Genomic DNA, 17,802 nt, shown 5'->3' on the forward strand with positions numbered 1-17,802 from the left:
TAAACGTATACAGCAACGACCAAAGAGTCACCCTCGTCCAGTTATGTATCAAATCAATCAAACATTCACTATCTTCTTCGTCTTTGTTACAAGTTTACGTATTATTTCTACAGCTTCTCTTGTACTTTGCTGACTAGATGAAAGTTTACTAAAAGCCGCATCTACCTTTTGTTTGTAATTTTCCGGTTTCCCGTGAAAATCATCAACCATAGCCACCGCTTTCTTCTCATTGATGCAATACACTTCATTCACTGCAAACAATACTTGATTTAAACAGGAAATCGTTCGGAAACAGTGCCCAGCAACATACGAAATATCATCTTTATCCACATTATCTTCAGCAAACATTAGAGAAAAAGACGCTTCAAATAGAAAATAAGATCAACATGGAAACCTTGCACGACTAGCCAGCCTCCGCCATTGATCCAGTCGCCCCAGCCCCCAAGGGATGACACTAAGTTTTCCCGGTGATCATCATCTAATTGTGCAGCAATCTTATTCACTATCTTTGTATCAAAGCCCCGTGTTTCATCGTAATAGATTCCAATATCGATGTCAGAATCAAGCCGATGCCTATCCCTCGCCCTTGAGCCTCCAAGCACGATCCCTACAATCCCAAAGGCGTTTTCTAAAGCTTGACTAACATCATTCTTAACTTGTTTCACAGACAAAACAAACACTCCTTCATTTACTTTCTCAGATACCGCATTCGATAGGCATTCATTGCTGTTTCTCCTAATTGATCGAGAAGATTATAATTTGCATAAGCGCCGACAATTGCTCCAAAGCCCGGAATTAACTGTGCTAATTTCACTAAATCAATGTAGTCGCGATATTCTTGCTGAAACACATACCAATCCATATCGACAAGCGTTTTCTTTGTTTCTTCCCAATGATCAATAATATGGAATGTTTCCCTTCGTTTCTCATCATTTGAAAAAGCTAGCTGAAATACATGAAGAATGAATAAGCGTTCTTCATATTCATCCGTATTAAAGCCATAAACCGCAGCAGCATCAAATAAAAATTTCATTTTAATCGATAAAAGCAAAGGGAAATCAGCAAGTCCTAGAAAAATCCCGCCCGCCCCTGTTCCTGCTCCTTCAGCAACTGCTGTCTTCCGGTAAGAGGATAGCTTTTCCTTCAGAAGATGATCCCGTTCCTCTAATCGCATTCCCATTGACTTCGTTTTGTTTGTTGTAAGATTGGAGCCAAACAAGGTTGCTTTCACCATATTTTTGATACTATCCGTGATAACCTGATGAACTTTACCAGGAATCATTCCATTTATTTTATTCTGAGCCTTTTTGGACATTCGGTTGAAGAAGTTTGATCGTTTTAAAATACGCTTCTGCCAGTCTATTATCTCTTCATGTACCTTTATTTCATACGCTATCATTCGCCAATCATCTCCAAATTACTTACAGTTAAACCTTCTACATATCCATTGTATCGTATATTGCTTTAAGCGAAAATATCAGGATAAACGTAGTGTGAATCTTAATAGATACAATGATTCTAGGTAGCGTTATATTTATATTATTGTATGAATAAATTATGTATAGGTGCTTAGCAAAATAGATAATGTCGCAAAGTTTTTATTCCTTTATCATTTCACATCTGCAATATCCTCCCAATTCAATACATCTCACCTCCGGATTTTGAAATTTCCTCCTTTTCTCTGTTTGATCTTTTTGTATAAAAATAGTGCAATGACAATAACTAAGATAATTACGGTGCCGTATATATACATGCTGTATGATTGAAAAAATTGTTTAAATGCCTCGTAATTACCATTGAAAAAATCTCCTAAAATAATCATTACATAGGACCACGGATAAATGCCGATAAAGGTTAATATAAAATACTTAAATACATTCACGTTACTCATTCCCGCTATATACGAAATATAATTACCAACACCAAACGGTCGAGATAGTGCAATGCTCCATACCCCGTACCGGTTAAAAAATGATTGTCCTTTCTTCAAGCCTTTCTTTATGCGTTTGGGGAGGAATTGTTCTAACTTTATTGCGATAAAGTATGGAATAAGACTCGCAATACTGTAAGCAATGCCCATCCCAACTGCAAGTATAGCTGTACCCAAATATCCAGGGGAAAGTAAGTATCCATAAGTGAGCACCATAACCACACCAGGAAAAGGCAAAGAAGACCCTTCTAGGAACATTACTAAAAATAATCCCGGTAGCCCAATAACTTTGATCCATTCCAAAAATGCCTGTATCATCGGATTTTACCTTCCTTTTACTTGTAGTAAATTATACGTATCCCATGTTTCTTAAGCTTCTCTCAATGTCTTTTTATTATGCGAATCGAATACATCTTAAGCTGTTTGATTGGTGTTGCACCTTCTCATTTTCTACATATAAAATAAAAAATCCAACACCCTGACTTGATAAGGTGTCGGATTTGATTTTTCCTGCTTCGTTCTTCAATATTTGTATCTATTAATTTTGCTTTTCAGCAATTAAATCCTCTAAAAACGGGGTACGAATCGATTTCCAATTTGTACCCCTAATATAATATGATGCCTATTGATTTTTCTTGTTACGGCATTTTTTTTATTTTTTATATCACTGACTGGGAAAGTACCGATTTTTTAGTCGGGTTGAAATAATTTCTAATATAATCGCCACAACTAGAATTGCATAAGTGATCATTCCTACTTCTCGTAAGTCAAAATAGAATCCGGAGGCCATGAAAAGCTCGAATCCGATGCCACCTGCACCAGCTGCCGCCCCCATTGCTACCGCTACCGAAAAATTAATTTCAAATCGCAAAAAGGTCCAGGACATTAAATAAGTTAATGTCGATGGGATGACACCATGCATAACAATATGCCACCAGTTGGAGCCTGTTGCACGTAACGCTTCTAGCGTTCCCTCATCCACCTCTTCAAACACTTCCGAATAAGCTTTGACTAGATATGCTATTGAATGAAAAAGCATTCCGATAATCGCAGCTTCACTGCCTAATCCAGCAGCAATAGCAAATATAAGAACCCATAATACAGTTGGTACCGCACGGATAACGGCAACGAAAATACGAATGACTTTTGACACCCACTCATTCGATAAATTGGTTGCGGCAAACAAAGCTAAAAAAATAGAAATAACCGCCCCTAGTACTGTTGCTAGAAAGGCTAACCCTACTGTGATTCCCACTTGGTAGATTGCCTCACCCCAGCTAAAGTGAGTTAAAGCAGGTTCCAAAAACATTGTCTTCAGGTTATTCCCTGTTTCTGAGATCGCCTTTTTAAGCTCCAGTCCAGAATAGTCAAATAACAGAAATCCGATCATGGTTAGCACTGCTAATATCATTAAGGTGCTAACCATTAAAGCTTCTGCTTTACTGCCAGCTTTAATCGTTATTCGACCATCTCTTTTTCTTCTTATATTAGCCACTTCCATTATAGAATCACCTTTCGTATGTAGTTTGAAAGAAGCTCAATGATAATGACGGTTATTACTATACTGAATGTCACAAGTGCCACCACATTATAGTTCATCGATTTATAATATAAATCAAATGTATAGCCAATTCCTGTACCTGTTAATATGCCCACTAAAGTTGCACTCCTGATATTCGTTTCAATCATAAATAATATCCAGCTGATGAGGAGTGGCAGACATTGCGGGATGACAGCTTTATTCACAATTTGAAAGTACGTTGCGCCAGTTGCTCTTAGTGCTTCTACAGAACTTTGACTCGCTTCATCAATGGTTTCAATAAATACTCTCGTGAGGAAGCCAATGGAGCCAACAAATAAAGCCAAATATCCAGTTAAAGAGTTTTGCCCAAAAGAAAGCAGCAAAATTAATGCCCAGGCGACAACTGGGAGATTTCTTGAAATAGAAGCAGTGAATCTGGCAAGCGAACTAAAAGCGCGATTCACTCTGGTTGTAGTCGATCCCATCAGCCCTAAAAACATAGAAATCACTGCTGCGGTTGTTGTGGCCGCAATTGACATGAAAATCGTTTCCAACAACTTATCCAGTATACTTGGCAGTCGTGTTAGCGTCTCTTGCGATATGAGCATGTTAGAAAAGATCCAGTATAATGCTGCAGGAAACGTGGTAATTCCATGCAGTGCATTAAAATCCGTTATGATGGAAGATGCATAGGTTGCAGCAATCATAATGATTAAAAATATTGTAAATTGCCATTTGCGTTTCCGTATCATTATATCGTTCACGATGTTATGCTCCTTACACTGTAATCAACTGTCTTGTCTCTGTTCCATAAATACTGTTTATACGTCCTTCTGTGAGCATTTGACTTGGACCATCAAACACGATTTCTCCTTGATTCAATCCGATAATCCGGTCAGAATAGTTGATTGCAACGTCAACCTGATGCAAATTTACCAAACAAGTAATATTCAGTTCAGAAGTAATTGCTTTTAAATGATCCATAATCACTTTGGAGGAATTAGGATCCAAAGAAGCAATCGGTTCATCACATAATACAAGTTTTGGCTCTTGGATCAGGGCCCGAGCAATTCCTACCCTTTGCTGCTGCCCACCACTTAATTGATCACATCGTTTATAAGCATGGTCACTAATGCCAAGTTTTTCAAGTAAGAAAAAGGCGTGCTCTTTCTCCTTTTCCGTAAATTTCCCTAAAATACCTTGCAGCGTTGTTTTGTAACCGAATCTGCCATGAAGCACATTCTCAATCACTGTCAGTCGGGGCACAAGATTGTAATGCTGAAAAATCATGCCAATATTTGTCCGTAACTTCCGCAAAGCTTTTTTCGATAAATTGCCTACATCAAGGTCTCCAAACAGAATCTTGCCTTCATTAACCTCTACCATTCGATTGATACACCTAAGCAGCGTCGACTTTCCCGCACCAGAAGGGCCAATGATGGAAACAAACTCCCCTGTATCAACTTCAAAATTTATATCAGTTAATACTCGGAAATTTGAATGATATGATTTATCTAGTCCCACAACTTTTAACAATGACATGTTATCCTCGCTCCTTTTCATGTGATTAAATCAACATCTTCATCTTCGTCCATCCTTAACAGATACAAAATAATTAATTGGAAAGTTCCCGGATTGGATCAAACCATGAATCTTCTACTTCTGAAAATCTCTCCTTATCTGTTTTAAAGAATAAACCTGATTCGCCGGATTCTTCAGGAACAAAAATCTGCTCATTGTTAGCAACCTCATCAGAAGTAAATAACGCTTGTAATTTATCAAAATCCTCCTGTCCAATCACATCCTTATTCGCAACGAATGGCGCATTTAAAACTGGTGTAACACTTATAAGCGTAAATTCACTGCCAGTTACTTTATTAAAAGGCTCAGCCGCATCTTCTTTCACCTTATATACAGATCCCTGCTTGTTTTCTTCCCCTTCAGCAACTTCTACATAGTTCTCTACACATGTATCACAAAACGCAGCTACATCTGCATTACCTGAAAGCAGATTTACTGCAGAACCTTGATGCGAATTTCCAAATAATACTTGAGAGAATAATTCGCCACCTTCCATTAAGTCTTCTTCAGCTAAATCAGCATACACTTCTTTACTTGAAAAATGATCAATAATACTTGCTGAAGGGACTTTAAATCCGGAAGTAGAACTGTTTGATACAAAGGACATCTTTTTATCTTCAATTGTATCAAATGCATATTCACCGTCTTCTTTGTAATTCTCCTGATCATCAACGTTAACTGCCAGCCAACTATGATAAACAGCATCATCCAATGTCCCGGATGGACCAGTTGGTACAGCCAATGGTTGAATGGCATCGTTTTTTTGGTTTGCCTCGACGTATCCTTGAGCTCCCATAAAAGCTAGATCAGCATTGTTGTTTACTAGTGTCTCAATTGCAATTGCGTAATCTGTTGTCAAATGATGTTCTACTTTTTTATCTGTTTTTTCTTCAATGATCTTCCCAATTTCATCACGGGAAGATTTCATATCAGAACCAGATTCATTCGGGTACCAAACAATATCAATGACATCATCCGCTTCTTCTTTCCCATCCGCTCCAGCACTTCCCTCTGAACATGCAGCCAGTAGTAAGGTAATGAATAACAACGTGATAAGCAACCAATTCTTCTTCAACATTGACGCTCCCCCTATTTAAAATAGTGTTACAAGCTACCCTGTTTCTTTCAACAATGACAAATCTACTTAAACGTAATAGATAACACCCCATTCCTTTTCTATAATTTCATTAAAACATATCGGGTTTCAAAATAGGGCGAATTTACAGTAATTTAACGTTATATTAACTTAATTTAACATTACAATATCGTGTGACTTAAGATATCGCCTACATCTATTGATTTACCAAAAGAACCATGATAATCTGTTCCGCCTGTCAACATAAGATTATACCTTTTAGCTAGCAACTCTACCTTTTGGTGATCTTCCTCGGTATGATCGTGATGATTCCTTTCGATACCTTTTAGTCCGACATCAATAAGTTCCGGTATGATCTCATAAGAATCTAGTTGACCAGGATGTGCCACAACAGCAATTCCTCCATCAGCGCTAATCACCCTGACAGCTTCAAATGCATCCACATATTCAATGTCCCCTGAGGCAACACCGTTCCCTTTAAATAACCCTTTATAAAGTTGCTGATATGCAGTCGATGGATAAGGGGGGGATGATAAATGTTTCATAATGTGTTGTTTATAGACCGTCTGACTCGGTTTCGCTGTTTCTATTATTTTATCTTTATTTAATGCATACCCTGCCGCCTGTATTTGCTCCACTTGCCACAACGAATGGGCGTGCCGTCTTTCAAGTAGAGGCTGACAAAGCTTCTTAATATGTGGTGCGTCCGTCCGATAGTGATAGCCTAAAATATGCACTTTGCGGTTTCTCCGAAAATCATACGCTGAAATTTCGACCCCAGGTACAACCTCCATACCATATTTCTGTCCTAGTTCAAAAGCTTCGTTAAGCCCATCTACTGTATCATGATCTACAAAACTGATTTGGGTCACCCCATTTTCGCGCGCCCGCTGCATCACTTTTTTGATTGAGTCAGAACCATCAGAATAATTACTGTGAACATGCAAGTCAGCCTTCATACGATACACTCATCTTCTTTCTCATAAATAAAATGTTTCGTTTTCATATCATAAACTTTGTCACAAAGCCCTTCCATAAATTCAATATCATGAAAGATCCCTACCAATGTAGTACCATTTCTTTTCAATTTCTCAATAACTTCACGGACCTTTTTTTTAGATTGCTGGTCCAAGCTGGCAGTAGGTTCATCAAGCAGCAATAACCTAGGTTGTTTCACCGTTGCCATCGCAATGTTTAAGCGAAGCTTCTCACCCCCGGAAAATGTATTTGGGTACGTATCCCACAGCTTCGGGTCAAGTTCAAAATGGATTAAAGCATTTTCTGCTTCCATTCGTGCACGATCTTCTGACTCTCCCATTTCTAATAAAGAATGCTCAACAAGCTGTCTTGACGTTGTTCTTGGCATCACATTAAGAAATTGGGATACATAACCAATTTCGTATTTGCGCAAAAATAGCATTTGTCGCTCTGTTGCTTTTGATAAATCAATCGTTCCAAAGCGTTTCGAGTCATAAAGAATACTGCCCTGATCTGGTAAGTACGTCCGGTAAATGCTTTTTAATATTGTGGACTTTCCGCTTCCGCTTTTTCCAATGATTCCAATAAATTCGCCTGGCTTTAATGAAAAATGGATTTGTTCAACCGCGTGCATTGTTTTATTCAAATGGTGAATGGTAAACCTTTTCCCGAAATTATTTACTTCCAGTATTGGCATGGATCTCCCTCCTAACTTCATTGTTCAATCGATAGTTTGTTGTCGTGATCATCACACCGTTTACCATCGTCTTTGTCAGCATTGGATAACCATCTTCCATCCGTTCAATAATTAGAATGTCTGCCTTTTTCCCCTGCCGGATCGAACCTACCTCATCATCCATACATACAGCTTTTGCGGGATTAAGGGTAACCATCATAAACATCTCGTGCAAATCATTGCCATATTTCTCACTTAATTCAAATATTGCATGAAGCAATGCAGATGGATAATAATCACTGCACAAAATATCCACGCATTTATGCTCTACCGCTTCCGCTGCGGATAAATTACCTGAATGAGAACCGCCCATCAGCACATTCGGAGCACCAGCAACTGTCACTAGCCCCATTTCCTTTGCCTTTTTTGCTACACCCATCGTTATCGGAAATTCGCTAATCGTTGTACCTAGTGTTTTTACTAAATTTAATTTTTTTGTATCATCATCATCATGGGAAGCTACTGCTATATTTTTTGATAAGGCCAAATTAGCGACTTCCTTTATTTGATCTATTGTCAGGCACTTACTATTTTTTCTTTCCTTGATAATGTCAGCAATTTGTTCATTCGATAAGTCCCGGTATCCCTTCAACGTATCCCGGTATATTTCCAAATCCCGATATTGACCCTGCCCTGGTGTATGGTCCATAAAAGAGAGTAGATGCACTTTGTCTTCTTCAATATTTTTTACGATCTGCTCAACTCCATCGATATTGTCAATTTCAAAACGCGCATGCATCCTGTGGCGAATAAGGTGCAATGCATGATGTGTTTCTGCAATTGCATCCACCAAGCGCTGAACATTTCTCGGCTGTCTTATCGGTTTATTTGAGAAAACATCTTCCCGATAAAAGGAAAGAGAATGAAACATAGTCGTAATGCCATGACTGATTAGTATTTTTTCAGCTTCCCTTAAACTGATATCAACATTCATCATACTTGTAGGTCTAGGGGATACAATGGTTTCAATATAATCAGAATGAATATCGACAAACCCAGGGGAAATATATCCACCTTTTGCATCAATGAACTGTGCGTCAATATACCAGTAAATATCTCCTTCTGGGATAATAGCTTCGATGAAAGGCCCATTAACAAGGACAGCATGATCCTCGATGATCTTTTCTTCTGTTACGATTTTTCCATTATAAATAATATACATACATTATCATCCCCCTATATAAGTGAGTAGACCAGTTGTTGTGTATATGCACGCTGAGGATCCTCCAAAATTTGGTCAGTTAATCCTTCTTCAATAATCGAACCGTTTAGCATAACAACCGTACGGTCAGCTAACATTCGGATCACTGCTAGATCATGAGAGACTACAACCATACTTATCCCTAATTCCCGCTGTATTTTCTTAATTAAATCCAGAACATTTGCCTGTACAGATAAATCAAGCCCCGTCGTTACTTCATCCAAAAAAAGAATGGGCGGATTATTCGATAACGCTTTTGCAATTTGGACCCTTTGTTGCATTCCCCCAGAGAAGTTTTGCGGTTCTTCTTTCATTCGAAATAAAGGAATGTGTACACTATCCAGTAGATTTTTACTTGTTGCTTCCATTTCGTTTACATAACGTTTTCCTGCGGCAATTAATTTTTCTGCGATGTTCCCTATAGAAGAAAAGTCCATTTTTAATCCATGAACAGGGTTCTGGTAAACCATTCCATATTTATGGTTGCGAATAGAGCGCTTTTGCTGTGCTGATAATTCAAACATGTTTTTCCCCATCAGATCTGAATCATTGACATACGCTTCTCCCGATGTAACTGCTTCATCAAAGTACAAACATTGCATCATCGTGGATTTTCCACTTCCGCTCTCACCAACAATGCCAAGAATTTCTCCGGGAAATAAATCGAACGAAACATCTCTACATGCATAGACTGTTCCACATTTTGGACAGTAATTTTTTTGGAGGGATTCACTATGCCCTTCCTGACACTGTGTGCAGCCCTTTCCGAATTGCTTGTGCAAATGACGTACTTTTAATATTGGCTTTTCATACATAACTTTCCGCCACCTCACTTTTTTCATTTTCATTCAATCGTGAAATGCAGTAGCTTGTATCATTACATTGATAGATCGCATCACCCGTTTCCGGATCAATCATTTCATCCAAGAACGTTTTCGTTGCACCACATAGATGACAGCTTTTCCCTTCAAAGGATTCAACCGTAAATGGATAATCCTCAAAGGCAAGAGATTTCACTTCGGTATAAGGGGGTATGGCGTATATCTTCTTTTCTCTTCCGGCACCGAGCAACATAAGCGCATCCGACTGATGCATTTTTGGGTTATCAAATCTCGGAATCGGACTAGGAGCCATAACATACCTGTTATGAACGTATACAGGATGATCCTCTGCTGTCGAGGTTCTGCCGAATTTCATGATTTGTTCAAATAGCATGAGCCAAGCCGCGCTATATTCTTTTTCTGCATGTAATTTTTTTGTTACATATTCCTTTGCTTCAACCTTACGAAGCGGCTCAGGCTCCGGAACTTGTAAAACGATAATTTGATCCTTTGTCAAAGGGACCTCGGGAATACGATGTCTTGATTGTATAATCGAAGCATCCTTGGTTTGATCTGTCAGCTTTACACCAGTTGTTTCGTGAACTAGTTTCTTAATGCTCACTGCATTAACAGACTCATCTGCCCCTTGATCAATGACCTTAAGTACATCTGGTTTTCCTATAATAGACAAGGTGATTTGCAAGCCCCCTGTCCCCCAGCCTCTCGCGATTGGCATCTCCCTTGAAGCAAACGGAACCTGATATCCGGGAATGGCCACTGCTTTTAAAATAGCACGACGAATCTCTTTTTTTGAACTTTCATCAAAAAACGCAAAATGCGTATTATGCATTATTATTGCCTTCCTTTCTTTACACGGCGGACACTATCCAACCTGGACTGAAATGTGACATAATGCGGTAATTTTAAATGGGAAATAAAACCCGTTGACTCAACCGAATCAATATGGAGTAACACAAATTCCTCGTCATGGGTTGGAAAATGATATTCCGGATGTTCCAAACATTGATCTAATATACTCATTGCAATTGCCTTCGTTTCATTTTGTCCATAACAGACACCATAGCCTATTTCAAATGCCAGTTCTTCCTCATGATCTTCATTTTTGATATTGACTGGTACAAAAGCCTCTACTTCTGTTATCTTTATTTTTCCAATGTAATAGTCATTTTCAGCATCATCCTCTATTTCATTTGGATGTTTAACATGAATTGGAACATGTCCTACACGCACTTCGCCCACCGTTGGATGGACCTGTCCATAACCACGCAATGAAGCATAACCCAATGATGTGACAGCTCCCGTTTGACCTCTCGTTAAAACTTGTAATCTGGCACTTCTTGGAGCCGGAAAATGAAGACTTTCCTTTGTAATATCAACCGGATCTGTATTATCTAGTGCATATTTTTCAAAAAGGCCTTCCTCCCGTAAGTACTCAACCACTTTCGTATAATAATGAACATGATCTGAAGGTACATTTTCTTGCAAAGCAGTTTCATAGTCTTTTAGCCATCTTTTATTTTTTTCTAAACTTTCATCTACTAAATTAAAATCCAACAATCGATGTGTATAATCAACGGTGGACCCTAATAACTGCCCACCCGGAATATCCTTAAAACTTGCTGAAATACGCCGTTCTACCAGCATTGTTTTAGTTTCCAAGGCTTGACTATAATAAAGGCGGGGTAGAGTCGAACGGTGTGCACGCATGAGAAAAACAGCTTCTTCCATATTACCTTCTGCCTGTTTAATAGAAAGTGCTGCTAGAAAAGGAGAATATAAACTGCTCTCTGACATAACTTGGTCAACCATGGCGCTCATTGTTGACATGATTGTATGCACGTCAAGAACTTTCTCTCCTTTTATACGGTCATACTTCACTCTTTTCATGGAAGCTTCAATCGCTTTTGTGCCGCCTTTCACTGCAACATAGCCCATTAGACCACCTCCATAAACTCAATGATACTCGTTCTAGGGACACCAGTGATTTGTGCTTCATTATCTACAAAAATCAAATCAATACCGAGCGGATATTCCTTCGTCCGTTCATTCCTTTCATTCCACATTCCAACAGTATAATCAAGATGTAGTTTTGCAGTGTGTTTAATTCCTGGTCCACTTAATGTAACTCCATCATGATTTGTTAGCGTCTTGCTTTCCATAATCCATGTAGCCGAATGCTCTGGATTGATAAGAGTGCCAATTTTACAATCTTCCATTGCACCGGTGATCATTGTTTCTGTCGTTCCACACAGGACAAAAATATAATCCGCTTCCGTAATCGGAGCATAGTTGGCTAATGTATATTCCGAAATTTTCTCGATTAAATCGCCATCATCATTAGGAAGGATATGAAAAGAAACTTCAGCATCAAGCAAAGTCATCGCGCAAAGTAACGTTGCATCAAAACAGGGGAGTGAATGATCCACTTTTTCTGCTGATTTCTGAATAGATGATATCGTTCCTGGCCTTGATAAACTATGCAATAATCTTCGGTAAACATATTGCAGATCATGTACTTGATCGATTAACATATTTATCTCTCCTCATCCTTTTCTCTTTTCTTTAAAATGATAGAATTACACATCCATCGTTTCGAAATCAACTTTCGTTTCAGATAAATCTGCTTGATGTTTTAACCGCTTTTCAATGATTCGCTGTTCTGCTTCTATTAGTTCCGCTTCCCATGATTCTGTTTCAGGCAGACCTGCCTGATAAGCCGCATCAATAATAGCCATATTTCTAGCTTTTTTCTCTTCCATTCCAACAATAATTCCAATACCGATACACGATTGAACCTCTACTTTTGCTTCTGTAATGAGAACTTCTCCCATGTAGAACAATGATTTTTTCGCAGATTCCCGCATCTTGATCATCGTCAATCCATACTGCGGCATGACTACTTCGCGGCATTCATACTTCTCCAAAATCATTGAAGCAAGATCCTGCGCTAAATTTGAATCATCCTGAATGAGAATTTCCGTTCGTTTGCGTCTTTTCATTTTCATGGCACCTCCTTCACAAGTTCATCTTATCTTGTCGCCAAGTTTGTGTGTATTAAGATCCGGTAAATTATTTGTAAATTCACTTAACAAAAAAGGCAGCGAAGGGAAAATAGCACCTTCCTGCCTTTTAATCGATCGTTATATCATATTTAAACTTATCACTTCTATAGATGATTTTTGTATATTCCAAAATTCTTTTAGAGGTTACGTCAATGCAATCCGTTTCAACTATTAATAATGGTACTAGACTGTTGCATGCTAGCAATGATTGCTCATCAAGCGTAGGATGGGCAACACTTAGCATACTTTTACTGCTCGTAAACTCCGTATAGCCAAGTTTATGATAATAGGAAAACATGGATTCAATAGCATGTCCATCTTTCTTGATCATTGGAAACATTTCCTCACTCACAAATGAAATATGTAAAGCAATCGGCTCTCCATTGATATAGCGTACTCTTCCTATTTTATGTACATTGCCATCTTTCTCCGCTTGTAATATGTGATAAATTTTTGCGTCATAATCAATTTGTTCACAATAAATATTACGTGTCTTTAGATCATGCCCTAAATTTTTCATTTTTTCCGTGAAACTGTTTTTTCCAGTTAGATGTAATTCAATTTGCCTTGACTTCTCTTTTAAAAATCTTCCTTTTCCTTGTTTTGAATAAATATAACCACGTTGTTCCAGCTTTGCAAATGCACTCCTGACAGTCATTCGAGGCACCGAATACTTATTTGCAAGTTTGTTTTCAGATGGCAGCCTGGTCCCTGGCTCCAGTCTATTTGAAACAATTTGATGCATTAATTCGTCAATAATGCGTGCTTCCTTATTTTCGGACATACCCTTCATCTCCAATCATTCCATGAATCATGTACCCGCTTGTCAAACAAAAAAGCTCTCTCTATGAATCTATTCATAGCATATTGACCTTGATTCTGCCAATCTCTAATCGCTCATATAATCCTAATTCTTTTAAATTTACAAAACATTTACATGAAGGACATATTCACTTAATACTCGGTTGATACAATTCTAAATGAGAGGAAAAGAAAACCTCTTAAACAAAATAAACATCTATAGGGGAGGACAATTTGAATGAACTTCAAAAAGTATTTTGTATTCTTTGTATTAATTAGTTTCGCAATGATACTTACAGCATGTGGAAATGACTCAAAAGATGAAGAGGGAAATAAAGCAAAAGGAAAAGAATCAAATGAATTAGAAGGCAGTGTTGCTATTGATGGATCAGGAACGGTTTATCCTTTAATGTCCAAATTAGCTGAAGAATATATGGTGAATGAACAGGAAAATGTTTCTGTTGAAGTAAGCCGGGCAGGTACAAGTGCAGGATTTAAAAAATTTTTAGCTGAAGATGGAACTGACTTTAATGATGCATCACGTCAAATTAAAGATGAAGAAGCTAAAAAGGCAGAAGAACTAGGAATGGAAGTAAAGGAATTAAAAGTTGCATTAGATGGACTTACCTTTGTCGTTCATCCAGACAATGACTGGGCTACTGAACTTACCGAAAAAGATTTAAAAAAGATCTTTCTAAAGGATGAAAATATTGAAAAATGGTCAGATATCGATCCAGAATTTCCTGATGAAAAGATCAACACATATGGACCGAATGAAAATCACGGAACTTATGAGTTTTTCTATGAGAACATTTTAGAGGAAAAAGATCTAGTTAGTGATATTAACCTTCAACAAGAATACTCAACGCTCGTAAATCTTATTTCAGAAGATGTTAACGGGATTGCCTTCTTTGGCTTTGGTTACTATGTAAACAACCAAGATAAATTACAAGCAGTACATGTAGACTTCGGTGACGGTCCTGTTGAGCCATCTATTGATACAATCGCTGAAGACGGAGACTATGCTCCATTCACTCGGCCAGTGTTCACATATTTAAATGTTGATCAAGCTAAAGAAAAGCCGCAAGTTCTGGATTATGCAATTTACGTTATGAACCACGTAAATGAGTTCGCTGGCGAAACTGGATTTGCGCCACTGCCAGAAGAGGAAGTTCAAGAATATGTTGATTTCCTAGAAGGGCTTAAAGAATAAAAAAACAATTTTCATAGGATGAGAGCGAGAATTTGGCTCTCATCCTATTGTAACGATAAACATTGGAAAGGGTGCTCGACATAATGGCTGCAAACACCAAGATGAAAGACGATAATACTGTTCAGGTCAGAGAATTAATCGATCAAAAGAAACAGAAAAAAAGCTTTGCAAATCTAGTTGAGAAAGCAATCCCGTTCTTTCTCTTTATTATCACCTCCATCTCTATTTTTACAACAATAGGAATTATATTTACTTTATTAACGGAAACAATTGAATTTTTTAAACGGGTCCCTATTTTAGACTTCTTTACAGGTAATACACTTGAACCTTTAAGTCAAGATCCTAGTTTTGGTGTGTTACCACTTATAACAGGAACATTCTTTTCATCCGTAATTGCAATCATTGTAGCAGCTCCTATCGGTCTTATGTCAGCCATTTATTTAAGTGAGTATGCATCAGATAGAGTAAAGAAAACAATCAAACCATTATTGGAAGTACTTGCTGGTATACCCACTATTGTGTACGGTTTTTTTGCTTTTACATTCGTTACACCCATTTTAAGAGAAATCATTCCCGGACTTGAGCCAACAAATATTCTTAGCCCTGGAATTGTCATGGGAATTATGATTATTCCGATGATCGCCTCCATGTCTGAGGATGCAATGTCTTCTGTCCCTAACTCCATGCGAGAAGGAGCATTAGGATTAGGAGCTACAAAATTAGAGGTTACAACGCGCGTCGTTATTCCGGCAGCTTTATCAGGCATTATTGCTTCTTTCGTTTTAGGAATATCCCGCGCAATTGGCGAAACAATGATCGTAACCATTGCAAGTGGAAGTTCTAAAAACTTCACCTTTGATATTACACAATCCATGCAAACAATGACTGCATACATTGTGGAAGTAACTGGCGGAGATGCCCCTGCTGGTTCAACGATCTATTACAGTTTATATGCAGTTGCCATGACTCTCTTTGTTTTTACACTAATCATGAACTTAGCAGCAAGATATATCTCTCGTAGGTTTAGGGAGGAGTATTAAAATGAAGTATGTTCATACAGCACAAGTACAAAACAAATTAAATATGCGCCTCATAAAAAATAACATTTCAAAAATAATCTTCTTCCTTTCTACTATCTTTGGCCTGATTATGCTTGGAATTTTAATCGCACGCGTCCTTATTCAAGGAATAGATTGGATCAATATGGACTTTATTACCGGAAAATTATCAACGCAAGCAGACAAAGCAGGTATTATGGGCGCAATTCTTGGTACATTTTGGCTAATGGTTGTCGTTGCACCAGTTACCATGTTTTTAGGCGTTGGAACTGCTATTTATCTAGAATTGTACGCAAAAAAAGGACGACTGCAAGCGATTATTCAAACAAATATCTCGAATTTAGCTGGTGTACCGTCCATTGTTTACGGAATTCTAGGATTGACGATTTTTGTTCGAGCAATGGAACTTGGAAATATTGTCCTTGCTGGTGGTTTAACAATGTCATTACTCGTGCTACCAATCGTAGTTGTCGCAAGTCAAGAGGCTATTCGTTCCGTGCCACAACATTTAAGTGAAGCATCCTACGGAATGGGAGCCACAAAATGGCAAACCATCAAAAATATTATACTTCCTGCAGCTTTGCCCGGAATATTAACAGGCGCTATTTTGTCCCTATCACGCGCTATTGGAGAAACTGCTCCACTTGTCGTCATTGGTATTCCTGCATTATTAATCCCTTTTCCAGGAGGTATTACGGACCGTTTTACGGTGCTTCCAATGCAAATCTATTATTGGACGCTTGATTCATCACTTACAGCCGAATATGCGAATCTTGCCGCTGCAACAATTATTGTCTTGTTATTCGTGTTACTTATCTTAAATTCAGCTGCTGTTATTATTCGAAATAAATTTCAAAAACGATTTTGATTTGCCCTTTTTTTAAAGAAATTGCCATGAAATCTCTTAAGGAGTGAAACATAATGAGTATTTTATTAGATTATCAACAAACAAGTGATCACACACTAACAAAAAAAGACTTAGGAAACTATCTACCGGTTAAAAAGGTTGTCTATGATACACAGGATTTAAACCTTTGGTACAGTGATGTGCATGCTTTAAAGGATATTAACCTATCCATCTACGAAAAAGAAGTAACTGCCATTATTGGACCTTCAGGCTGCGGGAAATCCACATACTTAAAGACTTTGAATCGCATGGTTGAACTTGTACCTGGAGTCCAAACAACCGGAACCATTCTGTATAACGGGAAAAGTATTTTCGATAGAACGCTCAAAGTTGAAGATTTAAGAACTCGTGTTGGAATGGTCTTCCAGAAGCCAAACCCCTTCCCAAAATCCATCTATGAAAATATTGCGTATGGACCGAAAATACATGGAATCCGAAATAAAAAAGTACTCAATCAAATTGTTGAGCGTAGTCTTCGCGGGGCTTATATATGGGATGAAGTAAAGGATCGACTCCATGAAAATGCCTACGAGTTATCCGGCGGACAGCAACAGCGCCTATGCATTGCACGCTGCTTAGCTATAGAACCAAATGTCATTTTAATGGATGAACCTACTTCAGCACTCGACCCTAAGTCAACACATAAGGTTGAAGAGCTAATCCAAGAATTAAAACAAGAGTACTCCATCATTGTGGTGACACATAATATGCAACAAGCCGCCCGTATTTCAGATAAAACCGCCTTCTTTTTAAACGGGGAGGTGGTAGAATACGATAACACAAATTTAATATTCAATAATCCGACAGATAAGCGCACGGAAGATTATATTTCAGGGCGATTCGGTTAATTAGAAAGATTAAGCTCTCTATATGAT

19 protein-coding genes and 1 pseudogene are annotated in these 17,802 nt (G+C 38.1%); 4 read left to right on the top strand and 16 right to left on the bottom strand.

All coding sequences use genetic code 11. The features are described from left to right. Positions 1 to 57 precede the first annotated feature (57 nt). From J2Z81_RS07400 to J2Z81_RS07475, 16 genes and pseudogenes are all read right to left on the bottom strand, one after another. Positions 58 to 671 (bottom strand): annotated as a pseudogene (locus J2Z81_RS07400) (nucleotidyltransferase domain-containing protein). A 17-nt stretch (positions 672 to 688) separates the two neighbouring features. Next, positions 689 to 1,399, bottom strand: a complete 711-nt coding sequence (locus J2Z81_RS07405) for an EcsC family protein (RefSeq protein WP_029269533.1) — start codon at positions 1,397 to 1,399, stop codon at positions 689 to 691. Positions 1,400 to 1,648: 249 nt separating this feature from the next. Further along, complete coding sequence (locus tag J2Z81_RS07410) at positions 1,649 to 2,248, bottom strand: DedA family protein (RefSeq protein ID WP_029269531.1); 600 nt, start codon at positions 2,246 to 2,248, stop codon at positions 1,649 to 1,651. A gap of 346 nt (positions 2,249 to 2,594) precedes the next feature. Continuing rightward, positions 2,595 to 3,431: an ABC transporter permease subunit gene (locus J2Z81_RS07415; RefSeq protein WP_029269529.1), complete on the bottom strand. Its 837-nt coding sequence runs from the start codon at positions 3,429 to 3,431 to the stop codon at positions 2,595 to 2,597. Then, on the bottom strand, positions 3,431 to 4,204 hold the full coding sequence (locus tag J2Z81_RS07420; RefSeq protein ID WP_226981278.1) for a PhnE/PtxC family ABC transporter permease: 774 nt from the start codon (positions 4,202 to 4,204) through the stop codon (positions 3,431 to 3,433). The genes J2Z81_RS07415 and J2Z81_RS07420 overlap by 1 nt, the downstream gene beginning before the upstream one ends. A 25-nt stretch (positions 4,205 to 4,229) precedes the next feature. Continuing rightward, positions 4,230 to 4,994, bottom strand: coding sequence for a phosphonate ABC transporter ATP-binding protein (gene phnC / locus J2Z81_RS07425; RefSeq protein ID WP_226371039.1), 765 nt, complete (start codon positions 4,992 to 4,994; stop codon positions 4,230 to 4,232). 73 nt (positions 4,995 to 5,067) lie between these two features. Further along, the gene (locus J2Z81_RS07430; protein WP_029269523.1) at positions 5,068 to 6,111 is read right to left on the bottom strand and encodes a PhnD/SsuA/transferrin family substrate-binding protein; all 1,044 of its coding nucleotides are present in this window, start codon (positions 6,109 to 6,111) and stop codon (positions 5,068 to 5,070) included. Positions 6,112 to 6,290: 179 nt separating this feature from the next. Beyond that, on the bottom strand, positions 6,291 to 7,088 hold the full coding sequence (locus J2Z81_RS07435; protein WP_029269521.1) for a PHP domain-containing protein: 798 nt from the start codon (positions 7,086 to 7,088) through the stop codon (positions 6,291 to 6,293). Next, positions 7,085 to 7,804 (bottom strand): phosphonate C-P lyase system protein PhnL, encoded by a 720-nt coding sequence (gene phnL / locus J2Z81_RS07440; RefSeq protein WP_029269519.1) that lies wholly within the window; start codon positions 7,802 to 7,804, stop codon positions 7,085 to 7,087. Before phnL ends, J2Z81_RS07435 begins: the two co-directional genes overlap by 4 nt. Beyond that, positions 7,782 to 9,005, bottom strand: a complete 1,224-nt coding sequence (gene phnM, locus J2Z81_RS07445) for a phosphonate metabolism protein PhnM (RefSeq protein WP_051681471.1) — start codon at positions 9,003 to 9,005, stop codon at positions 7,782 to 7,784. Before phnM ends, phnL begins: the two co-directional genes overlap by 23 nt. Before the next feature lie 14 nt (positions 9,006 to 9,019). Beyond that, on the bottom strand, positions 9,020 to 9,859 hold the full coding sequence (locus tag J2Z81_RS07450) for an ATP-binding cassette domain-containing protein (protein ID WP_029269515.1): 840 nt from the start codon (positions 9,857 to 9,859) through the stop codon (positions 9,020 to 9,022). Further along, positions 9,852 to 10,715, bottom strand: coding sequence for an alpha-D-ribose 1-methylphosphonate 5-phosphate C-P-lyase PhnJ (locus J2Z81_RS07455; RefSeq protein WP_226371040.1), 864 nt, complete (start codon positions 10,713 to 10,715; stop codon positions 9,852 to 9,854). Before J2Z81_RS07455 ends, J2Z81_RS07450 begins: the two co-directional genes overlap by 8 nt. A 2-nt stretch (positions 10,716 to 10,717) precedes the next feature. Further along, positions 10,718 to 11,821 carry a carbon-phosphorus lyase complex subunit PhnI gene (locus J2Z81_RS07460; protein ID WP_226371041.1) on the bottom strand — a complete coding sequence of 368 codons (1,104 nt, stop codon included), beginning with the start codon at positions 11,819 to 11,821 and terminating at the stop codon, positions 10,718 to 10,720. Beyond that, positions 11,821 to 12,417, bottom strand: a complete 597-nt coding sequence (gene phnH, locus J2Z81_RS07465; RefSeq protein WP_029269511.1) for a phosphonate C-P lyase system protein PhnH — start codon at positions 12,415 to 12,417, stop codon at positions 11,821 to 11,823. Before phnH ends, J2Z81_RS07460 begins: the two co-directional genes overlap by 1 nt. Before the next feature lie 45 nt (positions 12,418 to 12,462). Further along, positions 12,463 to 12,885, bottom strand: coding sequence for a phosphonate C-P lyase system protein PhnG (gene phnG / locus J2Z81_RS07470; protein WP_029269510.1), 423 nt, complete (start codon positions 12,883 to 12,885; stop codon positions 12,463 to 12,465). A 130-nt stretch (positions 12,886 to 13,015) separates the two neighbouring features. Beyond that, a complete protein-coding gene (locus tag J2Z81_RS07475; protein ID WP_226371042.1) occupies positions 13,016 to 13,732 on the bottom strand; it encodes a GntR family transcriptional regulator in 717 nt (238 codons plus the stop codon). 255 nt (positions 13,733 to 13,987) lie between these two features. On the opposite strand from J2Z81_RS07475, the gene J2Z81_RS07480 reads away from it, so the two are divergent. The 4 genes from J2Z81_RS07480 to pstB all read left to right on the top strand — a co-directional run bounded on the left by J2Z81_RS07480 (position 13,988) and on the right by pstB (position 17,775). Then, entirely contained in the window at positions 13,988 to 14,962 is a 975-nt protein-coding gene (locus J2Z81_RS07480) for a PstS family phosphate ABC transporter substrate-binding protein (protein ID WP_029269508.1), read from the top strand. An 83-nt stretch (positions 14,963 to 15,045) separates the two neighbouring features. Continuing rightward, positions 15,046 to 16,002 (top strand): phosphate ABC transporter permease subunit PstC, encoded by a 957-nt coding sequence (gene pstC, locus J2Z81_RS07485; RefSeq protein WP_029269506.1) that lies wholly within the window; start codon positions 15,046 to 15,048, stop codon positions 16,000 to 16,002. A 1-nt stretch (position 16,003) separates the two neighbouring features. Next, complete coding sequence (gene pstA / locus J2Z81_RS07490; RefSeq protein WP_226371043.1) at positions 16,004 to 16,888, top strand: phosphate ABC transporter permease PstA; 885 nt, start codon at positions 16,004 to 16,006, stop codon at positions 16,886 to 16,888. Between the two features lie 53 nt (positions 16,889 to 16,941). Next, the gene (gene pstB / locus J2Z81_RS07495) at positions 16,942 to 17,775 is read left to right on the top strand and encodes a phosphate ABC transporter ATP-binding protein PstB (protein ID WP_029269502.1); all 834 of its coding nucleotides are present in this window, start codon (positions 16,942 to 16,944) and stop codon (positions 17,773 to 17,775) included. Positions 17,776 to 17,802: the final 27 nt, after the last annotated feature.

It is taken from the genome of Virgibacillus alimentarius (genome assembly GCF_017874635.1).
Taxonomy (GTDB): domain Bacteria; phylum Bacillota; class Bacilli; order Bacillales; family Amphibacillaceae; genus Virgibacillus_B; species Virgibacillus_B alimentarius.